Source organism: Planktothrix serta PCC 8927 (assembly GCF_900010725.2).
Lineage (GTDB): Bacteria > Cyanobacteriota > Cyanobacteriia > Cyanobacteriales > Microcoleaceae > Planktothrix > Planktothrix serta.
In genome coordinates this window covers 205,290-227,871 of sequence record NZ_LR734878.1, presented here as the reverse complement: position 1 = coordinate 227,871, position 22,582 = coordinate 205,290, and the positions used below count along the sequence as shown (strand labels likewise).

Sequence of the window (22,582 nt, the reverse complement as noted above, 5' to 3'; positions counted from 1 at the left end):
TTAAGTTCATTCTATCCTATTCTTTTGAATATGTCCTCTCTCCCATAATATAAGTTGCTTGAATCGCTCGATCATCTCCTAAAATTATCAGTGTAAATACTTTTTCGGCAATTTCTGATCGGGTTTGAGTCGAGGGAATGTTTTGATTTCTGAAAGTCATTAAGGGTGTAGCATTATAATCTAATACAATAAAATCCGCTTCTTTGCCAATGTCAAAACTCCCGATTTTATCCTCTAATTTTAATGCTTTTGCTCCTCCTAATGTGGCTAAAAATAAAGCTTGAAAGGGTGATAATGTTTGACTTTGTAATTGAGCGACTTTGTAAGCTTCATTAGCAGTTTGGAGCAGGGAAAAACTGGTTCCGGCTCCAATATCGCTTCCTAAACCAACCTGAATGGGATGGGTTTTAGATTTGGCTTGATGGAGTTTAAACAGTCCACTTCCTAGGAATAAATTAGAAGTTGGACAAAATGCGATCGCCGATTTAGCCTCTGATAAGCGTTTAAATTCATCATCGGTTAAATGAATACTATGGGCAAAAATTGAACGTTCTCCAACTAAACCCGCTTGATCATAAACCCCTAAATAGTGTTGAGCTTTGGGGAAAAGTTCGGCGACAAATTCCACTTCTTTAATGTTTTCTGAAAGATGGGTTTGTAAATAAACATCAGGAAATTCTGTTAATAATTTTCCCGCTATTTTTAATTGTTCAGGACTGGAAGTTATGGCAAATCTAGGGGTAATTGCATAGAGTAAACGTCCTTTTTTATGCCAAGTTTGGATTAATCTTTTAGTCTCTTGATAAGAGGTTTCTGGGGTATCTTTTAAATAATCGGGTGCATGAGAATCCATCATCACTTTTCCCGAAATCATCCGTAAATTTCGGCGCTCGGCTTCTTCAAAAAAAGCATCAACGGACTGGGGGAAAACTGTTGCAAAAACTAAGGCGGTTGTGGTTCCATTTTTCAAAAGTTCATCTAAGAAAAAAGAGGCTATTTTTTGAGCATATTCTTTACTGCTAAATTTACGTTCTGTGGGGAATGTATATTGATTTAACCATTCTAAGAGTTGTTCGCCATAGGAGGCTATCATTTCGGTTTGGGGGAAATGAATATGGGTATCAATAAATCCTGGCATGATTAATAAATTAGGATAATGGGTAATTGTAAACCCTTGATATTTTTCTTTTAAATTGTTATAATGATCGAAGTCTTTAATAATTCCTGATTCTACGACTAATAATCCATCGGGAATATAACGAACACTATTCTGTTCTGATTCGTAAAAGGGATCATTAATAAAGTCTAAAAATGAGGAGCGAAATAGTTTTAAGTGGGTCATGGTTGAGGGTTGGTTTGGGGGTTAAGATTTATTTAACCACAAAGACACAAAGACACAAAGATGTTTTCCTGCTTATTGTTATAGATGGTGCGTGCGCTTTGCTTACGCACCCTACGGGGATGAAGTTTGAGCAAATTTTTCATGGAGGCGAAATTGGGCGATTTTATAAATTTCTTCTAGGGCGGTTATTTTTTCGGTTTCTATAGAATGATTTAACCGTTGTTCAAACGCAGCTAAAATACTGGTTTTTGTATGGTTTTTAACGGCAATAATAAAGGGAAACCCGAATTTATTTTTATAGGTTTGGTTGAGTTGATGAAAGTGTTGATATTCAGCAGATGTTAGACGGTCTAACCCAACTCCGGCTTGTTCTTTAACGGATGCTTCTGCCATTTTTGCTTGACTTCCTAAGTCGGGATGGGCACAAATTAAGGCTAATTGTTGTTGTGAATTACTATTTTTAACTTCAGCAACCATTGTTTGATATAATGATTGAATATCCTGAAAGGGTCGTTTTAACCAGGCTTGTTTTGCTACCCAAGGGGAATCTTCAAAAATAGTTCCTAATGTGGTGATAAATTCTTCTTGAGTCATTTGATTTAAGGCGGATAAGGAATAGGTTTGCATGGGGTTTAACTGCCTCGATAGGTACTATAAGACCAGGGAGAAACTAATAACGGAACATGATAGGCAACTGTGGGGTCAGCAATGCCAAATCGAATTGGAATTTGATCTAAAAATAAGGGTTGTGGGAGAGATTTATATTCAGTTTTAAAATAGTCTCCTACTGCAAATATTAATTCATAAGTTCCCGGCTTTAATTCTGTTTCTGTTAATAGGGGATTATCGGTTCTGCCATCGGTATTTGTGACTACTGTTTTTAATTGAATTCGTTCTCCTGTTTCTCTATTAATCTGCCATAATTCAATTCGTAAGTTAACCGCAGGACGACCTTGCGCCGTATCTAATACATGAGTTGTGAGTTTAGCAACCATAGGATAAAATTAAAGGGTTAAAACAGACTTTTTCAGAAGCCAGGTTTTTTAGTTTTTTAATGAAACGGCCCTCCTAGAATGGTTTGGGATAAAGCATTAATAACATCTGTTTCCGTTTCTTGTTTGAGTTGTTCATACCATTTTTGAGTTAAATCTGGGTGTTTTCCGTAAATCATATCGGCGCGTTTTCGAGCTTTGAGAACTAGGGTTGAAGTGCGTTCTTTGCGTGCGGTTTCATATCGTTTTAAGGCATATTCTACTCCTATATTTGTGGTTAATAAAAATCGAGATAATATTTCGGCATCTTCCATCGCTTGACAGCCTCCCTGTCCTAATGTTGGGGTTGTGGCATGGGCCGCATCTCCTAATAAGGCTACTCGACCTCGAACTAAAGTTTTTAAGGGGTCTAAATCATGAATTTCTAAACGGTTTGACTCATAAGGGTTGAGATGTTCAATTAAACTTTGAACAGGAAACGGCCATCCGGCAAAAATCTGTTTTAATTCCTGTTGACGAGATTCGGGTTCAACAATAGTTCCTTTTACCATTGGACAACCAAAGAAGTAATAAAACTGATGATTTCCGATGGGCATCATGGAGGCGCGTTTGCCTTCTCCGACATAAATCACCCAAGTATTTTTATCGCCTAAATCTCCATTAATTTCAACTAAACCATTCCAATTAACATAATCAGCATAACGTAATTTTACCGGATGACCGACTACATAATCGCGCAATTGAGAATGGGCTCCATCGGCTGCAATTAATACATCTCCACTGGTTTGATAACCATCGGCAAAATAGGCGGTGACTCGATGTTCATCCTGTTCAATTCTAATACATTGAGCATTGAGTTTAACGGTTTCAATATCGGTATTAAAGGCGTTTAAAAGTAAGGATTGTAATTCTGTTCGAGACACGGGATAGGGTCGTTGTCCTACGGTTTGTACTAGGGAATTTAGATGAATTTGATTCAATAATTCATCGGTGTGACTGCGATATTCCATGATATCCATCTGTCCGCCAATTTTGGCAATTTCATCCCCCAACCCTAAACTATTGAGAACTTTAACCCCATTTGACCAAATCGAAATTCCTGCACCTGCGGGACGAATTTCGCTGGTTTTTTCGTAAATTTCAATAGTATATCCGGCTCGTCGTAGGGTTAAACCTGCGGTTAAGCCGCCAATACCTGCGCCGATAATAATAACTTTTAGATGATTCATAATTTTAAGGGTTAGAAGATTCCTCTAAGGCAATTTGGGTATACAATTTTAAGGCAGAACTCCAAACTAAATAACCTTGTTGACTTAAATGTAAACCATCTGTGCTTAACTCCGGTCGTAAATTGCCGTCTGCATCCGTAAATAAAGGATGTAAATTAAAATAATAAGCGCCTTCTTCCTCAGCGATTAATTTTAAGACTTGATTTAAGTGGCGAATGCGTTGATTGGAAATTTTTAATAAACGGTCGCGTCCTTCCCAATTAGACTGTTTGCCACTGTGAGGCAGAATAGATTGCACAACGATTTGAGTATCGGGATGCACCCAACGTAAATCTCGAATAATTTCTCGATAATTATTTAATAGTATGGTGTCATCTACCCCCCGAATTAAATCATTAATGCCAATCATGACAAAAATTCTATCGGGTTGAGTAATATCAAATAACTTGACTCGCTTTAATAATCCTGCGGAGATTTCTCCAGAAATCCCTTGATTTAACCAGGTTTGTTCTGCGGGTAAAAGTTCAGCAGGAAACCACAAACTTAAGGAATCTCCTACCAAAATATTTAAGTGTTCTGGTGCTTTTGTCGCAACGGCATCAGCTTCCCGCTTCAATTGTTCAACCCATTGTTCATACGTCCAACGATGACGGGGTGTAACTGGCGAATTCATCAAAGTTGATTCTGGCATTGATTGTAACTGAGTTGCTTGAACAACATCTGTTAACGGGGATACAGAGGTTGTACTAGAAATAGATTGCCTCTGTATCATCAATCCAATGACGATGAACAGAAGTAATCCATTGCTAATTAAGGATATCCAAGCCCAATGAGGAATGGTTTTCGAGCGAATAAACACTGGATTCCAATGCTGTTTAACTAAAGAGGGGGTTTGGAGGAGCGGTAAGTCCCACGCTGAATTTAACTGCCCGCCAAAAAATAACTAGAAATCAGCGTGGGATACTTCGACAAAACTTCGGCGTGAGACTTCGGCGTGAGACTTCGGCGTGAGCTCAGTCGAACGCTCAGTAACAACACGGACTCCCCCAAGTTGATTTTGTATGTCCCAATCCCGACAAGATTAACAACAATATGTTAGATTATATCAAAGAGTTTGAAACCGATAATGTTTCAGGCATACAAATACCGTATATATCCAACCCCAGAGCAACAGATATCCTTAGCTAAGAGCTTTGGCTGTTGCCGATGGTATTGGAATTATGCCTTAAACTTGTGCCAAGAAACCTATAAAATAACAGGGAAAGGGTTATCAAGAGCAGCCATTCAAGGATTATTACCTCAATTGAAAAAGGAATATTCTTGGTTAACAGATGCCTATTCCCAATGTTTGCAAGTCGTCGCTCTCAATTTATCCACAGCTTACAAAAACTTCTTTGACAAACGGGCGAGATTACCTCGATTAAAATCCAAACACGGCAGACAATCAATTAGTTATCCCCAAAACGTTAAATTTGAAGGGGATTATCTAAAGCTACCCGGTAAAATTGGGTTAGTTTATTGTCGTCGTCACCGAGATTTTGAAGGGACAATCAAAACTGTTACTATTTCAAAGAACCCTGATGGAAAATACTATGCTTCTGTCTTAGTTGATGACGGTAAGGAAACGCCTAACCCATCAACGAATGGAAAAGCAATTGGGATTGATTTAGGGTTAACTCATTTGGCGATTACTAGCGAGGGTTCAAAATACAGTAATCCTAAGCAGATTGCTCAACAGCAACATAATTTAAAACGGAAACAACAAAAACTTTCTCGGAAGCAGAAAGGAAGTAATAACAGACAAAAGGCTAGATTAAAAGTTGCCAAAGTCCACGCTAAAATCTCTCGTTGCCGGGAAGATTTTCTACACAAGCTATCCCGCAAGATAGTTAATGAAAACCAAATTATTGCTGTAGAAAATCTAGGGGTTAAGAATCTGGTTAAAAACCATAAATTAGCCAAGGCGATTAGCGATTGTGGCTGGGGAATGTTCTGCACAATGTTGAAATATAAAGCTGAAAAAGAAGGGAAAACCTATATCGAAGTTGATCGATTTTTCCCTTCTTCTAAAACTTGTAATGTCTGCCTAAATCAAGTGGGTAGTCTACCGCTTGATGTTAGAAGTTGGACTTGTGAACATTGTCAAACCACCCATGATAGAGATATAAATGCTTCCATCAATATCAAAAATGAAGCCTTGCGGATTTTGTCGTTAGGAACTAGCGACACTGCCAATCTGAGGGGATGTAAGTCGTCTGATCAAACTTCTGTTCTATCAGATGCTATCCCCGTCGAAGTTGGAAGCCCACACTTCTCTACGAGTAAGTGTGGGTAGTTCACACAAGACTGACTCAACCTAACCTGTCCATTTAATATTTATAGCAGCGAATAGGGAACAGGGAATAGGGAGATAACATCGGTTTCTCTCAAATTAACAAAAAAATACCCCTGTTTGGGGTATGTTGTCTGTTGACTTTTGAGGGTTGACTGTTAACGCCTCAGCAGACAACAGACCCGACACCCGACACCCGAAACTCATTCGTTAGTAACGACTGCTAACACTACTGCTTCCGGCGGAAAAACTAGACCCAGAACTGCCTAAGCCGGGGCCAACTTCATCTTTAAGAAAGCCAGCATAGGCTTCCATGCCGTGTTCGGCGATGTCCAAGCCTTCAAATTCTTGTTCAGCATGAACTCGTAAGCCAACAGTGGCTTTGAGGGCTAACCAGAAAATCGTACTGAGAACAACGGTAAATCCGCCGATAGAGAGAATACCTAAGAGTTGGATGCCAAAATTAGCACCGCCAAAAATTCCAGCGGCTAAAGTTCCAAAGACTCCACAAACTAAGTGAACAGAGGTTGCACCAACGGGGTCATCAATTTTGATGCTGTCAAAGAAACCAACGGAATAGACAACAATCACCCCAGCAATTGCCCCAATAATCACAGCACTCAGATAGCTAACGGAATCACAACTGGCGGTAATGGCGACTAAACCCGCTAAAACCCCGTTAATAATCATGGATAAATCGGGTTTACCATCCTTAAACCAGGATGTAGCGGTTGCAGCAACCCCTCCAGCAGCGGCGGCTAAGTTGGTGGTAACGGCAATGTAGGCAATTTGTTCATTGGCGGCTAAGGTGGAACCGGGATTAAACCCAAACCAGCCTATCCACAGAATTAAACAGCCTAATGTGGCGATACTCATGTTATGACCGGGAATGGCACGAGGTTGTCCATCGGGGCCATATTTCCCTAAACGAGGGCGAAGGAATGCAGCCCCCATTAATGCCGCCCATCCGCCAACGGAGTGAACAACGGTGGAACCTGCAAAATCTTTAAATCCAGCTTGGGCTAACCAACCTGCACTATCCCAAACCCAATGACCTGTAATCGGGTAGGCAATACCCACCAAAAGGACACTAAAGAGTATAAAGGCAATAAATTCAATGCGTTCAGCTACGGCTCCTGATACAATCGTGGCGGCCGTTCCCGCGAAAGCGACTTGAAACAGGAACAATAAAGGAACGGGTAATCCGGCGGGAAAGGGGCTTAAACCGTAGGTTTCTGGCTGTCCGGTGAGGAAATAACCGCCACCGCCAATGAAGGGGTTTTCCCCGCCCAACATAAAGGAAAATCCAAACGCCCAAAAAATTAGGGTTGCTAAGGCGAATACAATTAAGTTTTTTGCTAAAACGTTAACGGCATTTTTCTGGCGACAGAAGCCCGTTTCTAACATACAGAAACCAGCGTTCATAAAAATCACCAGAATCGAAGCCACTAAAACCCAGGCCGTGTTTAAATAACCCTGAACCATATCTGGGGTCAGAGGAGGAGCGTCTTCTTGAGCAACGGCGGCTAAACCCCAGGCTCCAACGATAATCGCAGTTAACGGGATACAGGCTAACCAAGTCGGAGACAGCCATCGAGAATGCTGTAATTTCAGAATCGCAGTATTGAGTTTGGCCGTGAAACGACTCGCATTTTTGTGTCGTCGCTTTCCTGAATAGTGGGCTTTTTTGAGGATAAACATCGTGTTGGATTTATGAATTGATGTCAGTAGAGGAATTCAGAGAACTGCTAGTGAGTGGTTGATTGTTAACTAAAGTATTAACAATTTTTGATAGATTATTAACAGAGTTTCTGTATTGAGCAATACAGTTTTTTGAACCGTTCTCGGCTATGAAGCCGTTAATAGTTAACGGTCAACTGTCAACCGTCAATAACTGTTCACTGTCTTTGTAAGTCTTAGATTCTAGGATTTGTTTGACCGGAATTTCTATCAAAAATTTAGTGTATTCTCCCAGTTCCGACTCGCACCAAATTCGGCCTTTATGGTGTTCTACAATAATTTGATAGCTAATGGACAACCCTAAACCTGTTCCCTTCCCGACGGGTTTTGTTGTAAAAAAGGGGTCAAACAGCTTAGAACGAATCTCTTTAGGAATTCCCAAACCATTATCTGCTATTTCAATCAAAATTCGTTGATGATTCACCGATAGGGTACGAATCACAATTTGAGGCTGAATCTGGGATTTATCACAGGATATCAGAGAAAATTTATCCTGCATCATTGAATCATGGAGAGCATCAATGGCATTATTAATCAGATTCATAAATACCTGATTCAATAGCCCCGGATAGCATTCAACTAAGGGAATATTGCCATAGTCCTTAATCACTTCAATTCCGGTTAATTTCCCTTGAGGTTTAAGTTTACTTTTCAAAATCATCAAGGTACTTTCTACACCTTCATGAAGATTTACCTGTTTTAATTCCGCTTCATCATGACGGGAAAAAGTTCTTAACGAGCGCACAATATCCCGAATTCTATCGGCTCCAACCTGCATTGATTCAACAATTTTGGGAAAATCATCCTTGAGAAACTCTAAATCAATCGATTCTATTTCTTGCTGAATTATTTCACTGGGGTTAACAGATTCTTGCTGATAAAGATCCAATAAGTTTAACACATCACGGGTATAATTAGTTGCATGAATTAAATTGCCATAAACAAAATTAACCGGATTATTAATCTCATGGGCAATGCCTGCTACCAGTTGACCTAAACTTGACATTTTTTCACTTTGAATCAGTTGAATTTGAGTTTTTTTAAGTTCTTTAAGGGTATGTTTAAGTTGATCATTTTTCCGTTTTAATTCCAGAGAGGTTTTCAATCGTTCTTCGGCTTGTTGTAAGGCTTCCTCAGCCCGTTTATGGGGGGATAAATCCCGAAAGGTTCCCATAAAAAAGGATTGATAGCCGAATTTTGCCTCGTTAATTGTCGCTTCTAAGGGAAAACAAGACCCATTCGCCCGACGACCGACAACGGCTTGACGACCTTGCAATAAACATTTTTCCAACAAGGTTTTTTGTTCCTGAATTTGGGATGTAGGCCAATCAAAAAGATGGAGAATTGACATTCCAATTAATTCCGTAGCCGGATAGCCAAATATTGTTTCGGCACTGGGATTAATCCTTAAAATTTCCCCCGTTGGGTTGGCAAAGGTAATCAGGGCATCCGTGGCGTTTTCAATAATCGCTTGGGTTTGGGTTAACGAATCTTCCAGGGCTTGCATGACTTGGTTATAGCGAAAGCCAATTTGACCCACTTCCGTAAACTGATTTTCAGGAACCCGTCGCCTAAAGTCTTGGGTACGAGCTTGATATTCCATGACTTCAAACAAATCATAAATTTCGGTTTTGGCTCCATGTTCAGAAATATTTAACCCTGTTGTTTCTGCCTCTACAGAAACTCGCAAGGGAAAATAATGATTAATAGTGTATAAAATCAGCCAGGTTAAACCAAATCCCCAGAGAAAAGATACCCCAATACCTAATAATTGAACCAGCAGTTGTTCACTGCGGGATAACCCCGTATTCAGTAAATCGGGTTGGCCAAAAATAGCAACGGCTAAGGTTCCCCAAACTCCTCCCCCGACATGAACCGCAACGGCATCAACGGCATCATCAATCTGCCATCGTTGCAGAGTAACAGACACCAACACCATGAATATCGCCCCAATTCCTCCAATAATAGAAGCCATCGGAGTCGAGACAGCATGGGAGGACGCCGTAATAGCGACTAACCCCGCCAAGGAACCATTAATAATCAGTTCGACTTCCGGTCGGCGATGGAGTAGCCAACCCAAGACAACTCCGATTAACATTCCCGACGTCCCTGCCAAAATCGTATTAACAATAATTGTGGTGACTTGAATATCTAAATGTAAGTAACTGCCCCCGTTAAATCCTAACCACCCTAACCACAGCAACATCGCTCCCAATACGGATAACTGAAGGTTTGACCCCCGCATTTGTTGAGACGGTTTATCCGTCGAAAAGCGTCCCAGCCGTGGCCCAATAACCAACAGCACCGCCAGGGAAACCCATCCTCCAATACTATGAACGACCGTAGACCCGGCCGCATCCACAAACCCAAGTTGTCCCAGCCACCCCGTTAAGTGATTGGTTTCAATCCCATTCCACGCCCAATGGCCAAAAATGGGATAAATCAGTCCAGAGGTTAAGGCGGCAACTAATAAATAAGACCCAAATTTCATCCGTTCCGCCGATGCCCCTGAAACGATTGTTGTGGCGGTACTACAAAACATGGTTTGAAACAGAAAAAATGCCGCTTCCCCTGGGGAAGATGTGGTATCAAAAAAGAAAGCTTGTAGGTCAATCCCTCCCGTTGGTGTCTTGCTAAACATTAGGGCGTAGCCGAAGGCCCAAAACAGGGTCACGGAAATGCCAAAGTCAGCAAAATTTTTGACTGCAACATTAATACTATTCTTGGAACGGGTTAAACCCGACTCTAAACACATAAATCCGGGCTGCATCAAAAAGACTAAGCCCGAACAGACCAGCAGCCAGAGAATATCAATCACTGAATTATCGATTACTCACTCAACTCAACATTATCTCAATTTATCCTAGGGGTTTTTGTGGATTTTTATACATTTGCTATGAAATCCTTTCGGCGGTGATGTTTGGGGTCAGCATTTCCAGGCTGGAAGATTCAATAAGAAATTACAATCTTTGAAGTGTTGACAAATGGAAGGTCGGTTGGGTAGAGTAACAAGCGTGTGAGGAGCGAACCAGCTAAGGACACCGAGACGAAACACGGCCAGTCGCCGGTGTCCTTTCTGATCAAAAGGAAACATACGTTCTTCGGAAAACTCCAATTTTGGAGAATGTATTCGGGTTAGTTTTAAATCGTTAAAGGCGGTAAGTTCTACCGTATCTGCCTGTAAGGTAAAATTTCCTCGGACTTTGTTCCTGAGTGAAAATAATACTCAACAGGAAGCATCCCGGCTCAAGTTTGACTTGAGCTTTGGTTTGTGGAACGGTACAAGCCAGAATTTTATCCTCAATGACCCAGTATTTTGCCACAGTTGCTAAGGGTTTAGAAGTTATTGCTGCTCAAGAGTTAGAACGTTTAGGCGCTGAAAATGTTCGTCCTGAATTTACCGGAGTTCATTTCACCGGTTCTCGCAAGCTGCTTTATCGAGTCAATCTTTGGGGAAGAACCCTATTTCGGGTTTTAGTTCCCATTGCTGAATTTTCCTGTGCCAATGCTCAAGAATTGTATCAGGAAGTCCAAAATATTAATTGGTCGGAGTATTTATCGCCCCTGAATACTTTTGCGGTTAATTGTACAGGAAAGAATCAAGCCTTAAACCATACCCATTTTACCGCCCTCCAAGTTAAAAATGCTATTATTGATCAACAGCGTTTAGAATTTGGCGATCGCTCAGATATTGATATTAATAACCCGGATTTATGGATTAATCTTCATCTCCATGAAAATCACGGAATTTTAAGTTTAGATAGTTCTGGAACCAGTTTACATCGCCGGGGCTATCGTCCGGCCGTTGGAATTGCTCCCTTAAAAGAAAGTTTAGCCTCTGCCTTATTAGATATGGCAGAATGGCATCCTGATTTACCGTTTTTAGACCCTTTATGTGGGTCAGGAACTTTACCCATAGAAGCCAGTTTAAAAGCCTTAAATATTGCCCCTGGGTTATTTCGAGAAACCTTTGGGTTTATGAAGTGGAAAGACTTTGATGCTAAATTATGGGAAAGTCTAAAACAAGACGCATTAGACGCACAATTAACCACCTTAACCGCCCCCATTGTAGGTTCTGATCAAGATGAGGATATTCTACATCAAGCCTCTGCAAATGCTCAACGTTGTGGTGTCGCTAAACAAATTCAGTTACAACAAATCGAATTATCTCAGATAGAACCTCCGGCGGATCATGGCGTCATTATTTGTAATCCTCCCTATGGCGAACGCCTGGGAAATATTGAAGAATTGGCTCCTTTATATAAACAATTAGGAGATACGTTTAAACAACGGTTTAAAGGCTGGACAGCGTATATTCTCACGGGAAATAAAACATTAGGAAAACAAGTCGGTTTAAGAACTTCTCGGAGAATTGCCGTTTATAATGGTTCTTTACCTTGTACGTTATTAAAGTATGAGCTATATTAGTTTATACTGCTATCAGTCGTCCCCCAAAAATTAATTATACCCGGCTCAAAGTAGGATGGGCTTCGCCCATCATCACCCCCTACTCCCCTATAAAATCATCATAAAAAAAGCCCTTTAATAATATTTATAGCAATCCGTGTAGGATTTGTGATTAAAACCTGTAGGGGTTGCGTCCCTCCGAAACCAGGCGTCAAGAGGGTTGGGAGACCCAACCCCTACACGGATTGCTATATACCCTTTGTATCTATTGAATTCCTAAATTGCCAAAAGATATGAAAAAAAACTGGAAATTAGTTTTATCAAATTCTAATTTGAAAACATTATTTTCTGCTGATTTTAGACGATATTTACAAGTAACAAAAAGAGAAATATTAGATCAGTTATCAGGACAAAAGAGCAAGTTTGTTAAACGACAAATTATGACTCTTGAAAAACAACAAGATTTTAGAGAACAAATTAAAATCGTTCAAGCCGTTAAGAAAACAAACTATTTTGAAAATAAAAAACATAATTTAGCCACAGCGATCGCTCAAATTGAAAATATTTTAATTCAACCGGGCGAAATTTTTTCCTTTTGGTATTTAGTCGGAGAACCTAATATTAAAAATGGTTATCGAGAAGGACGAGCGATTGTTAATAATCAACTAAAATCAGATATCGGTGGAGGTTTGTGTCAACTCTCTGGACTGATTTACTATTTAATCTTAAAAGCGGGTCTGATCCCCTTAGAAAGACATCCCCATTCTCAAGATATTTATACAGAAGAAACCCGTTTTGCTCCTTTAGGTTCAGACGCAACGGTTGTTTATGGATATAAAGATCTGCGGTTTCAAAATACGTTATCTGTTCCTATCTGTTTTCGGTTTTATTTGTTAGAGGAAGAAATCACCGGATTCTTATGTTCTTCAGAAACACTCTTAGAATTTAAGATTGAGTTTAGAGTTGAAGCGCAACAAGGACTCAAAAAAAATGATTGACTTTATCGAAGGATGTCAACCTTAATCTTGATCTTCTTTGTGTCTTCCTGTCTTTGTGTTTAAATCCTTAATTCCTTTTGCATTAATCGTTTTTTCAACGGTTCAGGATCACCTTCACCCACAACTTGACCATTTTCTAATAAAAACGCGCCATCACTATAATTTAATTCCTCTAAACGGTGTGTCACCCATAACGCAGTTATTCCTCGCGTTTTCACTAACCGTTGGACTTCAATCACTAAATCATTTTGACTATCAGGATCTAATAACGCGGTAGGCTCATCTAATAATAATACTTCACAATGTCTAGCTAAAGCTCCCGCGATCGCAATTCTTTGTTTTTGACCTCCACTTAACGCATAAATCGGACGGCGTTGTAACTCCAATAATTTCACCGCAGCCAAGGCATCTTCCACCCGTTGTTTAACTTCTATCCAGGGTAACTTATCCTCAACTAACCCAAACGCAACATCAGCGCCTACCGTTGGCATCACTAACTGATGATCAGGATTTTGAAATACAAACCCGACCCGTCCTTGGGTTTGTATTTCTCCCGACTGAGACTTTAATAAACCTGCTAATAAGCGCAATAAAGTTGACTTTCCACTGCCATTAGTTCCCAAAAGCATCCAAAACTCTCCTTTAGGAACATCCAGGGAACAGGATTTTAACACCTGTGCCCCGCTTGGCCAACTAAAGCATAGTTCTTGTACCCGTATCGCTGGACTGGAAGATTCCATGCTCCTTGTAGTTTCCTCTATTCTGCCTTTACACCGACAAAACCAGGGGCTCTTCCGGCCGCATTTCCCCCCATTTTGTCAGAAATTTGTACCGCAGAAATTTCACTGCTGAGAATTGCCAGTTTTTTCTCGGTCATTTTATCGCAACTAAATTCTAAGATCTGCGCTGTTCCTCCCCGCAGCACTTCTAAAATGTGATTGTAAACCGCTTCTGCATCCTCGGCAGATTTTTTTTGAATGGACAACGGGACGGCAACGGATTTAACAATAATGTCTACGGTGAACATAGGATCTCAAAAACCGTTAAGAATTTCAATCTCTTACTATATCGTTTTCAGTGTTTGTTTGTTTGTTTATTTGTTTATTTCAATTCGCAATCCCCATTACTGAGGATTGTTAGGTTGTAGAAGTTGACGGGGTTGTTGACGTAAACTGGTTTCAATTCGCAATCCCCATTACTGAGGATTGTTAGGTTGTAGAAGTTGACGGGGTTGTTGACGTAAACTGGTTTCAATTCGCAATCCCCATTGCTGAGGATTGTTATACCCCTACTATTTTAGAGGATGATGGGGTCAACCGAATTATTTTAATTCTCAATCGTTTCAATTCTCAATCCCCATTGCTGAGGATTGTTAGCGGATTAAGGAGTTAGATCTTCCTGTTAAAAACTTGTTTCAATTCTCAATCCCCATTGCTGAGGATTGTTAGCTGACACCCTCCACGAAAGGACATCAAAGCACCTGGTTTCAATTCTCAATCCCCATTGCTGAGGATTGTTAGTTTAAAGCCTCCCGTAAGCTAATCAATTGTACTTGGTGTTTCAATTCTCAATCCCCATTGCTGAGGATTGTTAGATCATGGGAGTTGTTGGGTTAGGGCGTTTAGAGGGTTTCAATTCTCAATCCCCATTGCTGAGGATTGTTAGTCTGTTTCTGTTGACGTTCTTCCTGTTGATATTGGTTTCAATTCTCAATCCCCATTGCTGAGGATTGTTAGTATCTTTTGATCACATCTATCTTTGAGATAAAATTCGTTTCAATTCTCAATCCCCATTGCTGAGGATTGTTAGTTCTAATCTGGCAACTCAGGCTAGATTGAATCCTAAGTTGTTTCAATTCTCAATCCCCATTGCTGAGGATTGTTAGTGCCACTGATATTTCTGTTCAATAGAGTCGAACTTGTTTCAATTCTCAATCCCCATTGCTGAGGATTGTTAGTAAACAAGTTGTAGAGGGAGTTTCTAACTATGTTGTTTCAATTCTCAATCCCCATTGCTGAGGATTGTTAGTCAACACACCCCCTAATACCCTTTACGTCGGGCTCGGTAAAGTTTCAATTCTCAATCCCCATTGCTGAGGATTGTTAGGGGTCGCCGCTAGTTACGGGCGTGAGGCAATATGAGTTTCAATTCTCAATCCCCATTGCTGAGGATTGTTAGCTTTTCCCAGTAAAGCGGTCATTGGCTAAAGGCAGTTTCAATTCTCAATCCCCATTGCTGAGGATTGTTAGCTTCCAGTAGAGCCTCTAAAGCATCATAATATCCTGTTTCAATTCTCAATCCCCATTGCTGAGGATTGTTAGCTTATAGCTGAAGATAACGGGTACAGAGAGATCAAGTTTCAATTCTCAATCCCCATTGCTGAGGATTGTTAGAGCAGGCTGCTGGAACCCCTGTGATATTTAATTTTCAAGGTGCAATTCCGCCAACCTAAGTTAATAATAGCAAATCTCCCCATTATTTGTCAAGTTTGTATTCAAAAAAAATCCTTGAATCCCTTTCAGATTAAGCCTTACACAAATTGCGCCAACCTATTTTTTAAAAAAATACCAGAACTCCTACAGAATAAGGGTTCTGGCATAAACACCCAAAAACAGCTAAGGGTTGTTTCAATTTTCAATCCCCATTGCTGAAGATTGTTAGAATCTCGTAATTGTTAATGCTTCGCAGTGTGGGTTTCAATTCGCAATCCCCATTGCTGAGGATTGTTAGCTAATTATTCCACAAAGTTACACCGTCCGGCACATCCCCATCAATATTAATCTCGTAATCATTAATACTTCGAGGTGTGGGAGCAATGGATTTAACCGACAGCAAATCAAACAACTTATGAGAAGCAACATTTCCCCATTTGCTATCGTGGGTGAATATAAACAAGCCACGACAATTCATTGAAGAACGGGAGGAACTGCGATCAAATTCCCAACAATTTAATAATGATTCCCAGAACAATTTGAGATCATCACTGGAAACCTTATCACCCAAACCAGGGTTATAATGAATTTCAATCTTAAACAATCCATAGGGAATTAACTCTTTCCGTCCCATAGTTTTGTTATCCTTTCCTTCCTTAGCTTCCGTCGCCGCACACCGGGTAATAGTAGCAGAAATAGGCAAAACTGGATCATAAGAGCGCCCCCAAGAAATTTGTAATGGCCCCCAAACTTGACCCGCATTTAAACCTGTATTAAGCACCGCCCCAAACATCCGAATATCATAAAAGTTTTCAATCATCCAGTTTCGAGCTTTTTTCTGTTTTTCAGGCGTTGATTTTTTCTTAACATCAATTTTCAACTCTGAATAAGCTTTCTCAATCTTATCATTCAAGACGCTACCTTCTTCGACAAAAATTTTATAATTTACCTCTCCCTTTTTCGTGAATACAACATAGTTGCGAACCTTACGTTTCATACAAGCATCACTAATTAAACCATGTCGGGTTTCTGGGTCAATTCGGGGTTGATTTCCGGCATCTGGGTCGCCGTTAGGATTACCGTCCAGACAATCAACTAACAGAATCGCATCGTGTTTTTTAGAAGGATCAAAGTGTAACATAATCTATTCTTCCTCGTTATTGTTAAAATCTTGATCTTTGTTTTTGCCGGATTTTGGTAGGAAATATTCAGCCCGTTTTTTAGCAAATCCCACAAAAAATAAAGATTGCTGACGGAGGGTAAAATTGTCGGGTAAGTCTTCAGGAGAAATAGTTCGGAACTCCTCATCTAATAGAAGTTTAATGTACTTAGTTTCTTCTTCCAAAAGGTGATGAGCATAACACCCTTGATAAAGTCGTCCGAAAACTTGAGAAGGAGTTGTAGAAAGTGTTTTCAAAGAACGGGTAACATTAGTGTCTTCCTTGGTCTGTTTTCGGGCTTTCATTTGTGCTATGTGCATTAGGAAAGTTATCCGTCCTAACTGATAAGCAATTAGATCATTGGGGTCGTTCATATTGGGATGTTGGGTATAGAAAAATAAAGCTTTTGCCCGGTCAAAAGATTCAAAAGTATCCTGTTCCGCATAGATTCTATCAATCATTTTCTTTGCATAAATTTGAGGGAGTTCTTTCCCTAATAATGCAAATTGAATCAGGGCGGTGTCAATAACTTCCGTATGTTCTTTATTGATATCAAAAAATGCAGCCTTACGGAAAACCCAGATTGGTTTTGTCCAGTTATCAAACCACTGTTGGAGTTGACAAAAATGTTCGACATTATCGGCAATTGCATCAGAAGAAATCGAGTCAATTCTATTGATAGCAACCCGCCCCTTATTTCCTTTGAGAATACCCAGATAGAACTTTTTGGAATAATGGCGGGTATCTAAACTTTTTCCCGTGTTGATGCCTTGAATTAACCCCTTTAAACGGCAGGCTGTAACATCTTGCCAAAACTCAGGATTGATGCCTTCTTGGTTCTGATCTCCCCAAAAAACAAACATCTGATTCCCTAACTTATGGTAATGTCTGGGATTACTTTGCAGCATCTCCACACCACCTAAAAACCCTAATGCGGTATTAATCCCAATGGGTGCATTCTGACAGTTATCCCATCCCCAACTTTGATAAGCTGACTTATCAAAACTGGAAATAGCACAACCCGTTGATTGACCCCCTGGAATGCCTTTAAGTTTGCCGGGTAGGATATGGGTTAAAACTTGCGTTTCTTCACCTGTAATAATGCACTTACCCGCTTTTATCGTTTGTTTGGATAGAAAATATTTACCCCAAAACTTTTGAATTAAAGGACGATTGGTTACAAGTTCAGCTTGTTCTGTTTCCGGGTTTTGATAATAGAAAACAAACCGTTCCGACTCCCCATATTTCTTGCCTGCTTGGGGCTTATTTCCCAGGGTTTCAAGCTGAGAAATAATAGATTTTTGGCTAGATTCCCGAATGAATTTTAGAACCTTTTCCAGAACCGGATCTGATGTCATTTGCCAGCATTCTTGCAGTAATTCTAAATAGCGGGATACTTTTTTATTAGTATCTTTACTTGACCCAATGCCAAACAAATATTCTCCCGTATCAGCAATTAATAGAGGAGCTACACTATTACGATTGAGATTAGGAAGAATCAATTTTTGACCCGGTTTAAAGAAAACCCGATCTTCTTTTTTCACGGTTTTAATTGTTTTTGTTTGCAGGAGGGAAATTAAGCTTGTTTCCAAGTCAATACGATAAACAGCAGTATTCGTTGAATAACCCACGGGAGGAAGTTGAAACTGTTTTGAAAACTGATAAAGTTCGGCTAACATCTTACCACCCCATCACGCATAATTGCTTCAAAGAATTCAGGTAAGACACGACCTTTAACAATCTTCTGAGATTCGTTATCTTTCCATTCCACATTCCCTTTTGAATCTTGAACAAAGTGCATTTTCTTCAGGATTTGTCCGAAGTTAAACGTCCCCAAGAGTTCAGGATGAATTTGCTCATTCCCATCAGGAAAACTGAAATTAGCGGTGAATTCCCGCACACCCAAACAAGGTTGTTTAAAGCATTGCCCTCGTTCAATTCTTTTAGCACAGATAGCATGATATTTATCTATGGGATCTGTCGCTTTTGTTGTTAGGTGTAAACTAAAATCTATGATATAAGCGACATTTTTTAGAACAACATGGTTTCGCTGGGATCTATCTTCATTGATCAAATACCGTCCAGAGGGGTTTTGGGTTGCCCAGGTTTTGACAGTGGAAACAGCTATTTTGCTTTGTCCCATATTACGGAATAGGGACTGATACCGAATCGGATTCAATACCGTGATCGTTTCGATACTGTAGGTTATTTCCGGTTTCCAGAAAATCGCCTTCAGGATTCCCTCTGCTGCCGAGGGCGTTATAATTGGATAGGAGTACGGGTCTGCTTTCGTTTCGGGGCGAGTAAACAATGCCAAATCACCCCATACCTTTAATCTCATGTTCTATACTGTCATAGAATAAGTATAAATTATCACAGGATAAAAATGTTTGCAAGGAAGATAGAAGGGACAGAAATCAAACAACTTTTAATTGAACACCTAGAGGGAGTTGCAGCCAAGTCACGAGAACGTCTCCCAGAATTTCTCAAGGAACTTGGATACTATGGGGGACTGCTCCATGATTTAGGTAAAGCCAAGAAATCGTGGCAAAAATACTTATTAGAGGGAGGAAGTACAGTTTTTCATTCCTCTGAAGGAGCAAGAACAGTATATGAACTCACAGGAGAAGATGATACCCACCCCTTGGTCTACATCATTCGGTCACATCATGGCCAGCTAAAAAATAGTGCTGTCGATAGAGAGTTTTTTGAACATTCAGAAAAACACTGGAAGAAATGCTTAAAGCGGTTATTTCCTGAGCTAACTAATCTACCTAATATAACTCTTAATCCTTATCAAAAAGAGTTAGCAATCAGAATACTTTTTTCTGTTTTAGTAGATAGTGACAGATTAGATGCGATGGAATTTGAGCTAAAATCCCACAACTCCCAAAAAGAGCGAGTTCAAGCAAAATCTAGTTTGTTGCAATTCGCAATTTTTCCTCCTTCTCAAAACCCGTCAAAAATTGTTAAGGAGAGAGAAAATTTTCGCTCTCTGGTGATTCAGTATACAACATCTAGTAAAAATATTTATCGGTTAATTGGTGTTACGGGAATTGGGAAAACTCTAACTTCTTTACAGTTTGCAGTTGAGCATTGTAACCATCACAATATGGATGGAATTCTGTACGTTGCACCGTTCAAATCTATCCTTGACCAATCAGCCAAAGTTTATCGGGATGTCTTGGGAGATGAAGCCGTATTAGAGCATCATTCCGACTTTATCCCTAAACACGGAGAAGAAATAGCCTATCGTTTATCTTCTCAACGTTGGGATAGCTTGGTTATAGTCACTACTGCGATTCAATTCTTTGAATCCCTATTTTCTAATCATGCTTCCAGATGCAGAAAATTAGCCGGAATCATGAACCGGGTCATCCTGATTGATGAATATCAAACAATACCCCCTGAATTCTTACCAGCTATTGCTAATGTCTTAAATGAATTAGTTATAAATTATGGCTGTTCAGTTGTATTAATGTCTGCTACAGCACCTAATCTAAAAGGGTTTCAACTCCCCCATATCGACATGATTCCCCAGGAAGAATTAGTTAATCAGTTTAAAACGCTGTCCCGTTGTAGCTATAAATTTATGAGTAAAAATCTATCTTGGGAAGAAATTAGTGCCATTCCTCAGAAAAAATTAGTTATCGTTAATATTACAAAAACTGCTCAGGAAGCCTTTGAAATATTCAATCAAGAACAACCGGATCAATGGGTTCATTTGTCCTCTCGGATGTGTGTAGCGCACCGCAAACAGGTTATTAATAGGATCAAGTCTTCTGATATTAATTGTGTTTCTACACAGATTGTAGAGGCAGGAATTGATATTGATTACCCAATCGTATTAACTGAAGAATGCCCTCTTGATTCCCTGATTCAGAGAGGAGGAAGATGCAATCGAGAAGGGTTATTAGAAACCGGAGAAGTGTTGATCTTGAGTTGTGATCATTTCCCTGATCAAATTTATCAATCTCTTGCTAAATATTCCTCTGAATTGATTAAAAAATATGGATTAAACTCTGAAAATTATCTGAGTCTCCTGAAGGATTATTTTGCCCACAAGAATAAGCAAACAGGTCAAGACGAGATTCAAGGATTAAGGCGAGATTTACAGTTTGAATCCGTAGCAGAAAAGTTTAATTTTATTAACAAAAAGCAACTTTCAGCCGTCTGTAGATGGAAAGATGGAGCCGATCTAATTGATCATTTAAAAACCAAAGAAAAACTATCTTTGTCTGATTGGAAAAAATTGCAGCAATACACCGCAACTATTCCCCAGAAAGGGAAAGAGTTAATCAAAGTATTTCCCAATGGTTTATCGGTTTGGGATGGCAAATATTCTGATTATTTTGGCGTTTTTTATTAAAGTTTATCCAATTTAATATGATATCAAAAAAGGTGGGCAATGCCCACCCTTCGGATTAAGATTGAGATTCAGAGTTTAAATTCACTTTAACAACGCGATGAATCACTTCGGGTGCTTTCGGTAAAGTAACGGTTAAAATTCCATCAGTGTATTCGGCTTTAACTTCTGTTTGCACAATCGCTTCAGGAAGGGAAACAACGCGACGAAACTGACCGACTGGAAACTCAGAATAGGTGATTTTGTGACCTTCGGGAAGTTCAGTTTCAAGGGTTTTACCGGAAATAGCAATCCCATTTTTTGCCACTTCAATATCTAATTCATTTTTATCTAAATTAGGAATAACAGCCCGGACAATATACTGTTCTGGAGTTTCTTCCAATTGAACCGCCGGAGTCCAGTCTGTAACAGTTTTAGTCTGGGTAATTTCATCAAACGCTTGATCAAATTGACGTTGAATTTCTTCAAAGGTGGGGAAAGAATAGCGAGTTAACAGCATCATTAGTTTTCTCCTTTAGGAGTCTTAAGGTTTTTGTTTAGAAATTGCTTGGCTTGACATCTCTAATCATGGGTTATTTCTTCAGAATCCAAAATGGAAAAAACCGTACTCTCATGTCGTACTTCCCTACCGAAGAAGAGGAGCAGGGGGAGAGGAGGAGAGGAGCAGCCAACAGTCAACCGTCAACCGTCAACCGTCAACCATCAACCATCAACTAACTTCCCAACTCCTTTGACCGTTGAGTTGCAGCTTTTACTGCTTCTATTAAAGCCGAACGAAATCCCGCTTTTTCCAGTTGGGAAACCCCAGCAATAGTAGTTCCCCCTGGACTGGTAACACGGTCTTTGAGTTCGGCCGGATGTAAGTTAGATTCTGATAACAGTTGGGCCGTTCCTAATACCGTTGATAATGCTAATTTAGAGGCAATGGGTCGAGGAAGTCCCGCCGCGACCCCTCCATCGGCCAAAGCTTCAATTAAAATCGCCACATAAGCGGGGCCAGAACCCGATAATCCGGTGACGGCATCCATTAAAGCCTCCGGCACGTCTACCACGTCTCCAACAGCCTGAAAAATGCGTCTGGTGAGGTCTAAATGGGGAGATAGCACCAATTTTCCAGAAGCGATCGCACTGACTCCGGCCCCCACCGTAGCGGGAGTATTGGGCATAATTCTAATGACCGGATGTTTGGGAAAAGCCGTTTCTAATTTATTCAGGGGAACTCCCGCTAAAATCGACAAAACAACGGTATCTATTCCTAATGTCACACCCCCAGCTAATTCCGTGGCGATCGCTTCAAAAATTTGAGGTTTAATTGCTAATAAAAGAGCTTCTGTTGCTTGAGTTGTTTCCTGATTATTGGCTGTTACAACAACCCCATACTGTTGCGTCAAACTATTGCGACGCTGTTCTTGGGGGTCACTAATCATAATTTCAGAAGCTTGATAAATCTGAGCAGAAATTAAGCGGGTGATGAGAGCTTCTCCCATCACCCCGCCACCAATTACACCTAATTTAAACATAGAATAAGTAATATTTTAAGGTAGGGGTTGGGTCTCCCAACCCAGGTGCTAAAAGGGTTGGGAG

At 40.1% G+C, this 22,582-nt stretch carries 18 protein-coding genes and 1 CRISPR repeat array; of the genes, 4 read left to right on the top strand and 14 right to left on the bottom strand.

Translation table 11 applies throughout. The features are described from left to right. Positions 1-16: 16 nt before the first annotated feature. The 5 genes from guaD to PL8927_RS20475 all read right to left on the bottom strand — a co-directional run bounded on the left by guaD (position 17) and on the right by PL8927_RS20475 (position 4,422). The gene (gene guaD / locus PL8927_RS20495) at positions 17-1,342 is read right to left on the bottom strand and encodes a guanine deaminase (RefSeq protein WP_083625270.1); all 1,326 of its coding nucleotides are present in this window, start codon (positions 1,340-1,342) and stop codon (positions 17-19) included. 111 nt (positions 1,343-1,453) lie between these two features. Further along, a complete protein-coding gene (gene uraD / locus PL8927_RS20490; RefSeq protein WP_197047500.1) occupies positions 1,454-1,969 on the bottom strand; it encodes a 2-oxo-4-hydroxy-4-carboxy-5-ureidoimidazoline decarboxylase in 516 nt (171 codons plus the stop codon). A gap of 5 nt (positions 1,970-1,974) precedes the next feature. After that, positions 1,975-2,337, bottom strand: coding sequence for a hydroxyisourate hydrolase (gene uraH, locus PL8927_RS20485; RefSeq protein ID WP_083625268.1), 363 nt, complete (start codon positions 2,335-2,337; stop codon positions 1,975-1,977). A 56-nt stretch (positions 2,338-2,393) separates the two neighbouring features. Beyond that, entirely contained in the window at positions 2,394-3,563 is a 1,170-nt protein-coding gene (gene hpxO, locus PL8927_RS20480; RefSeq protein ID WP_083625266.1) for an FAD-dependent urate hydroxylase HpxO, read from the bottom strand. A gap of 4 nt (positions 3,564-3,567) precedes the next feature. Then, a complete protein-coding gene (locus PL8927_RS20475; RefSeq protein WP_156093265.1) occupies positions 3,568-4,422 on the bottom strand; it encodes a GDSL-type esterase/lipase family protein in 855 nt (284 codons plus the stop codon). Positions 4,423-4,689: 267 nt separating this feature from the next. On the opposite strand from PL8927_RS20475, the gene PL8927_RS20470 reads away from it, so the two are divergent. Then, positions 4,690-5,898, top strand: a complete 1,209-nt coding sequence (locus PL8927_RS20470; protein ID WP_083625260.1) for an RNA-guided endonuclease InsQ/TnpB family protein — start codon at positions 4,690-4,692, stop codon at positions 5,896-5,898. A 207-nt stretch (positions 5,899-6,105) separates the two neighbouring features. Here PL8927_RS20470 and PL8927_RS20465 read toward each other — a convergent pair whose 3' ends face one another. Then, positions 6,106-7,596 carry an ammonium transporter gene (locus PL8927_RS20465; RefSeq protein WP_083625258.1) on the bottom strand — a complete coding sequence of 497 codons (1,491 nt, stop codon included), beginning with the start codon at positions 7,594-7,596 and terminating at the stop codon, positions 6,106-6,108. A 172-nt stretch (positions 7,597-7,768) separates the two neighbouring features. Further along, positions 7,769-10,453, bottom strand: a complete 2,685-nt coding sequence (gene amt, locus PL8927_RS20460; RefSeq protein WP_083625256.1) for an ammonium transporter — start codon at positions 10,451-10,453, stop codon at positions 7,769-7,771. 485 nt (positions 10,454-10,938) lie between these two features. Here amt and PL8927_RS20455 point away from each other — a divergent pair, with 485 nt between their 5' ends. Together PL8927_RS20455 and PL8927_RS20450 are read left to right on the top strand one after the other, a co-directional pair. Then, positions 10,939-12,063 carry a THUMP domain-containing class I SAM-dependent RNA methyltransferase gene (locus PL8927_RS20455; RefSeq protein WP_083625253.1) on the top strand — a complete coding sequence of 375 codons (1,125 nt, stop codon included), beginning with the start codon at positions 10,939-10,941 and terminating at the stop codon, positions 12,061-12,063. Between the two features lie 272 nt (positions 12,064-12,335). Beyond that, positions 12,336-13,040: a VanW family protein gene (locus PL8927_RS20450; protein ID WP_231506080.1), complete on the top strand. Its 705-nt coding sequence runs from the start codon at positions 12,336-12,338 to the stop codon at positions 13,038-13,040. Between the two features lie 59 nt (positions 13,041-13,099). Here the strand turns inward: PL8927_RS20450 and PL8927_RS20445 are convergent, their stop codons facing one another. The 5 genes from PL8927_RS20445 to cas5c all read right to left on the bottom strand — a co-directional run bounded on the left by PL8927_RS20445 (position 13,100) and on the right by cas5c (position 18,973). Then, complete coding sequence (locus PL8927_RS20445; protein WP_083625250.1) at positions 13,100-13,780, bottom strand: energy-coupling factor ABC transporter ATP-binding protein; 681 nt, start codon at positions 13,778-13,780, stop codon at positions 13,100-13,102. A 17-nt stretch (positions 13,781-13,797) separates the two neighbouring features. Further along, positions 13,798-14,067: a hypothetical protein gene (locus PL8927_RS20440; RefSeq protein ID WP_083625247.1), complete on the bottom strand. Its 270-nt coding sequence runs from the start codon at positions 14,065-14,067 to the stop codon at positions 13,798-13,800. Positions 14,068-14,143: 76 nt separating this feature from the next. Continuing rightward, positions 14,144-15,433: direct repeats of the CRISPR family, unit length 37 nt; unit sequence GTTTCAATTCTCAATCCCCATTGCTGAGGATTGTTAG. A gap of 337 nt (positions 15,434-15,770) precedes the next feature. Next, positions 15,771-16,613: a type I-C CRISPR-associated protein Cas7/Csd2 gene (gene cas7c / locus PL8927_RS20435; protein ID WP_083625244.1), complete on the bottom strand. Its 843-nt coding sequence runs from the start codon at positions 16,611-16,613 to the stop codon at positions 15,771-15,773. Between the two features lie 3 nt (positions 16,614-16,616). Next, the gene (locus PL8927_RS20430; protein ID WP_083625242.1) at positions 16,617-18,311 is read right to left on the bottom strand and encodes a type I-C CRISPR-associated protein Cas8c/Csd1; all 1,695 of its coding nucleotides are present in this window, start codon (positions 18,309-18,311) and stop codon (positions 16,617-16,619) included. After that, positions 18,305-18,973: a type I-C CRISPR-associated protein Cas5c gene (gene cas5c / locus PL8927_RS20425; protein ID WP_083625239.1), complete on the bottom strand. Its 669-nt coding sequence runs from the start codon at positions 18,971-18,973 to the stop codon at positions 18,305-18,307. Before cas5c ends, PL8927_RS20430 begins: the two co-directional genes overlap by 7 nt. Before the next feature lie 45 nt (positions 18,974-19,018). On the opposite strand from cas5c, the gene PL8927_RS20420 reads away from it, so the two are divergent. Beyond that, positions 19,019-21,001, top strand: a complete 1,983-nt coding sequence (locus tag PL8927_RS20420) for a CRISPR-associated helicase/endonuclease Cas3 (protein WP_083625236.1) — start codon at positions 19,019-19,021, stop codon at positions 20,999-21,001. Between the two features lie 55 nt (positions 21,002-21,056). Here the strand turns inward: PL8927_RS20420 and PL8927_RS20415 are convergent, their stop codons facing one another. Both PL8927_RS20415 and proC read right to left on the bottom strand, forming a co-directional pair. Further along, entirely contained in the window at positions 21,057-21,500 is a 444-nt protein-coding gene (locus tag PL8927_RS20415) for an Hsp20/alpha crystallin family protein (RefSeq protein ID WP_231506079.1), read from the bottom strand. Between the two features lie 211 nt (positions 21,501-21,711). Next, positions 21,712-22,518 carry a pyrroline-5-carboxylate reductase gene (proC, locus tag PL8927_RS20410; RefSeq protein ID WP_083625232.1) on the bottom strand — a complete coding sequence of 269 codons (807 nt, stop codon included), beginning with the start codon at positions 22,516-22,518 and terminating at the stop codon, positions 21,712-21,714. Between the last annotated feature and the right edge of the window lie 64 nt (positions 22,519-22,582).

What these genes read in the sequence shown, in the direction of transcription:
- PL8927_RS20420 (WP_083625236.1), top strand. Translation starts at nt 19,019, where the DNA reads ATGTTTGCAAGGAAGATAGAAGGGACAGAAATCAAACAACTTTTAATT.
- proC (WP_083625232.1), bottom strand. Translation starts at nt 22,518, where the DNA reads ATGTTTAAATTAGGTGTAATTGGTGGCGGGGTGATGGGAGAAGCTCTC.
- cas7c (WP_083625244.1), bottom strand. Translation starts at nt 16,613, where the DNA reads ATGTTACACTTTGATCCTTCTAAAAAACACGATGCGATTCTGTTAGTT.
- hpxO (WP_083625266.1), bottom strand. Translation starts at nt 3,563, where the DNA reads ATGAATCATCTAAAAGTTATTATTATCGGCGCAGGTATTGGCGGCTTA.
- PL8927_RS20415 (WP_231506079.1), bottom strand. Translation starts at nt 21,500, where the DNA reads ATGATGCTGTTAACTCGCTATTCTTTCCCCACCTTTGAAGAAATTCAA.
- guaD (WP_083625270.1), bottom strand. Translation starts at nt 1,342, where the DNA reads ATGACCCACTTAAAACTATTTCGCTCCTCATTTTTAGACTTTATTAAT.
- uraH (WP_083625268.1), bottom strand. Translation starts at nt 2,337, where the DNA reads ATGGTTGCTAAACTCACAACTCATGTATTAGATACGGCGCAAGGTCGT.
- PL8927_RS20440 (WP_083625247.1), bottom strand. Translation starts at nt 14,067, where the DNA reads ATGTTCACCGTAGACATTATTGTTAAATCCGTTGCCGTCCCGTTGTCC.
- PL8927_RS20430 (WP_083625242.1), bottom strand. Translation starts at nt 18,311, where the DNA reads ATGTTAGCCGAACTTTATCAGTTTTCAAAACAGTTTCAACTTCCTCCC.
- PL8927_RS20455 (WP_083625253.1), top strand. Translation starts at nt 10,939, where the DNA reads ATGACCCAGTATTTTGCCACAGTTGCTAAGGGTTTAGAAGTTATTGCT.
- uraD (WP_197047500.1), bottom strand. Translation starts at nt 1,969, where the DNA reads ATGCAAACCTATTCCTTATCCGCCTTAAATCAAATGACTCAAGAAGAA.
- PL8927_RS20465 (WP_083625258.1), bottom strand. Translation starts at nt 7,596, where the DNA reads ATGTTTATCCTCAAAAAAGCCCACTATTCAGGAAAGCGACGACACAAA.
- PL8927_RS20470 (WP_083625260.1), top strand. Translation starts at nt 4,690, where the DNA reads ATGTTTCAGGCATACAAATACCGTATATATCCAACCCCAGAGCAACAG.
- PL8927_RS20445 (WP_083625250.1), bottom strand. Translation starts at nt 13,780, where the DNA reads ATGGAATCTTCCAGTCCAGCGATACGGGTACAAGAACTATGCTTTAGT.
- PL8927_RS20450 (WP_231506080.1), top strand. Translation starts at nt 12,336, where the DNA reads ATGAAAAAAAACTGGAAATTAGTTTTATCAAATTCTAATTTGAAAACA.
- cas5c (WP_083625239.1), bottom strand. Translation starts at nt 18,973, where the DNA reads ATGAGATTAAAGGTATGGGGTGATTTGGCATTGTTTACTCGCCCCGAA.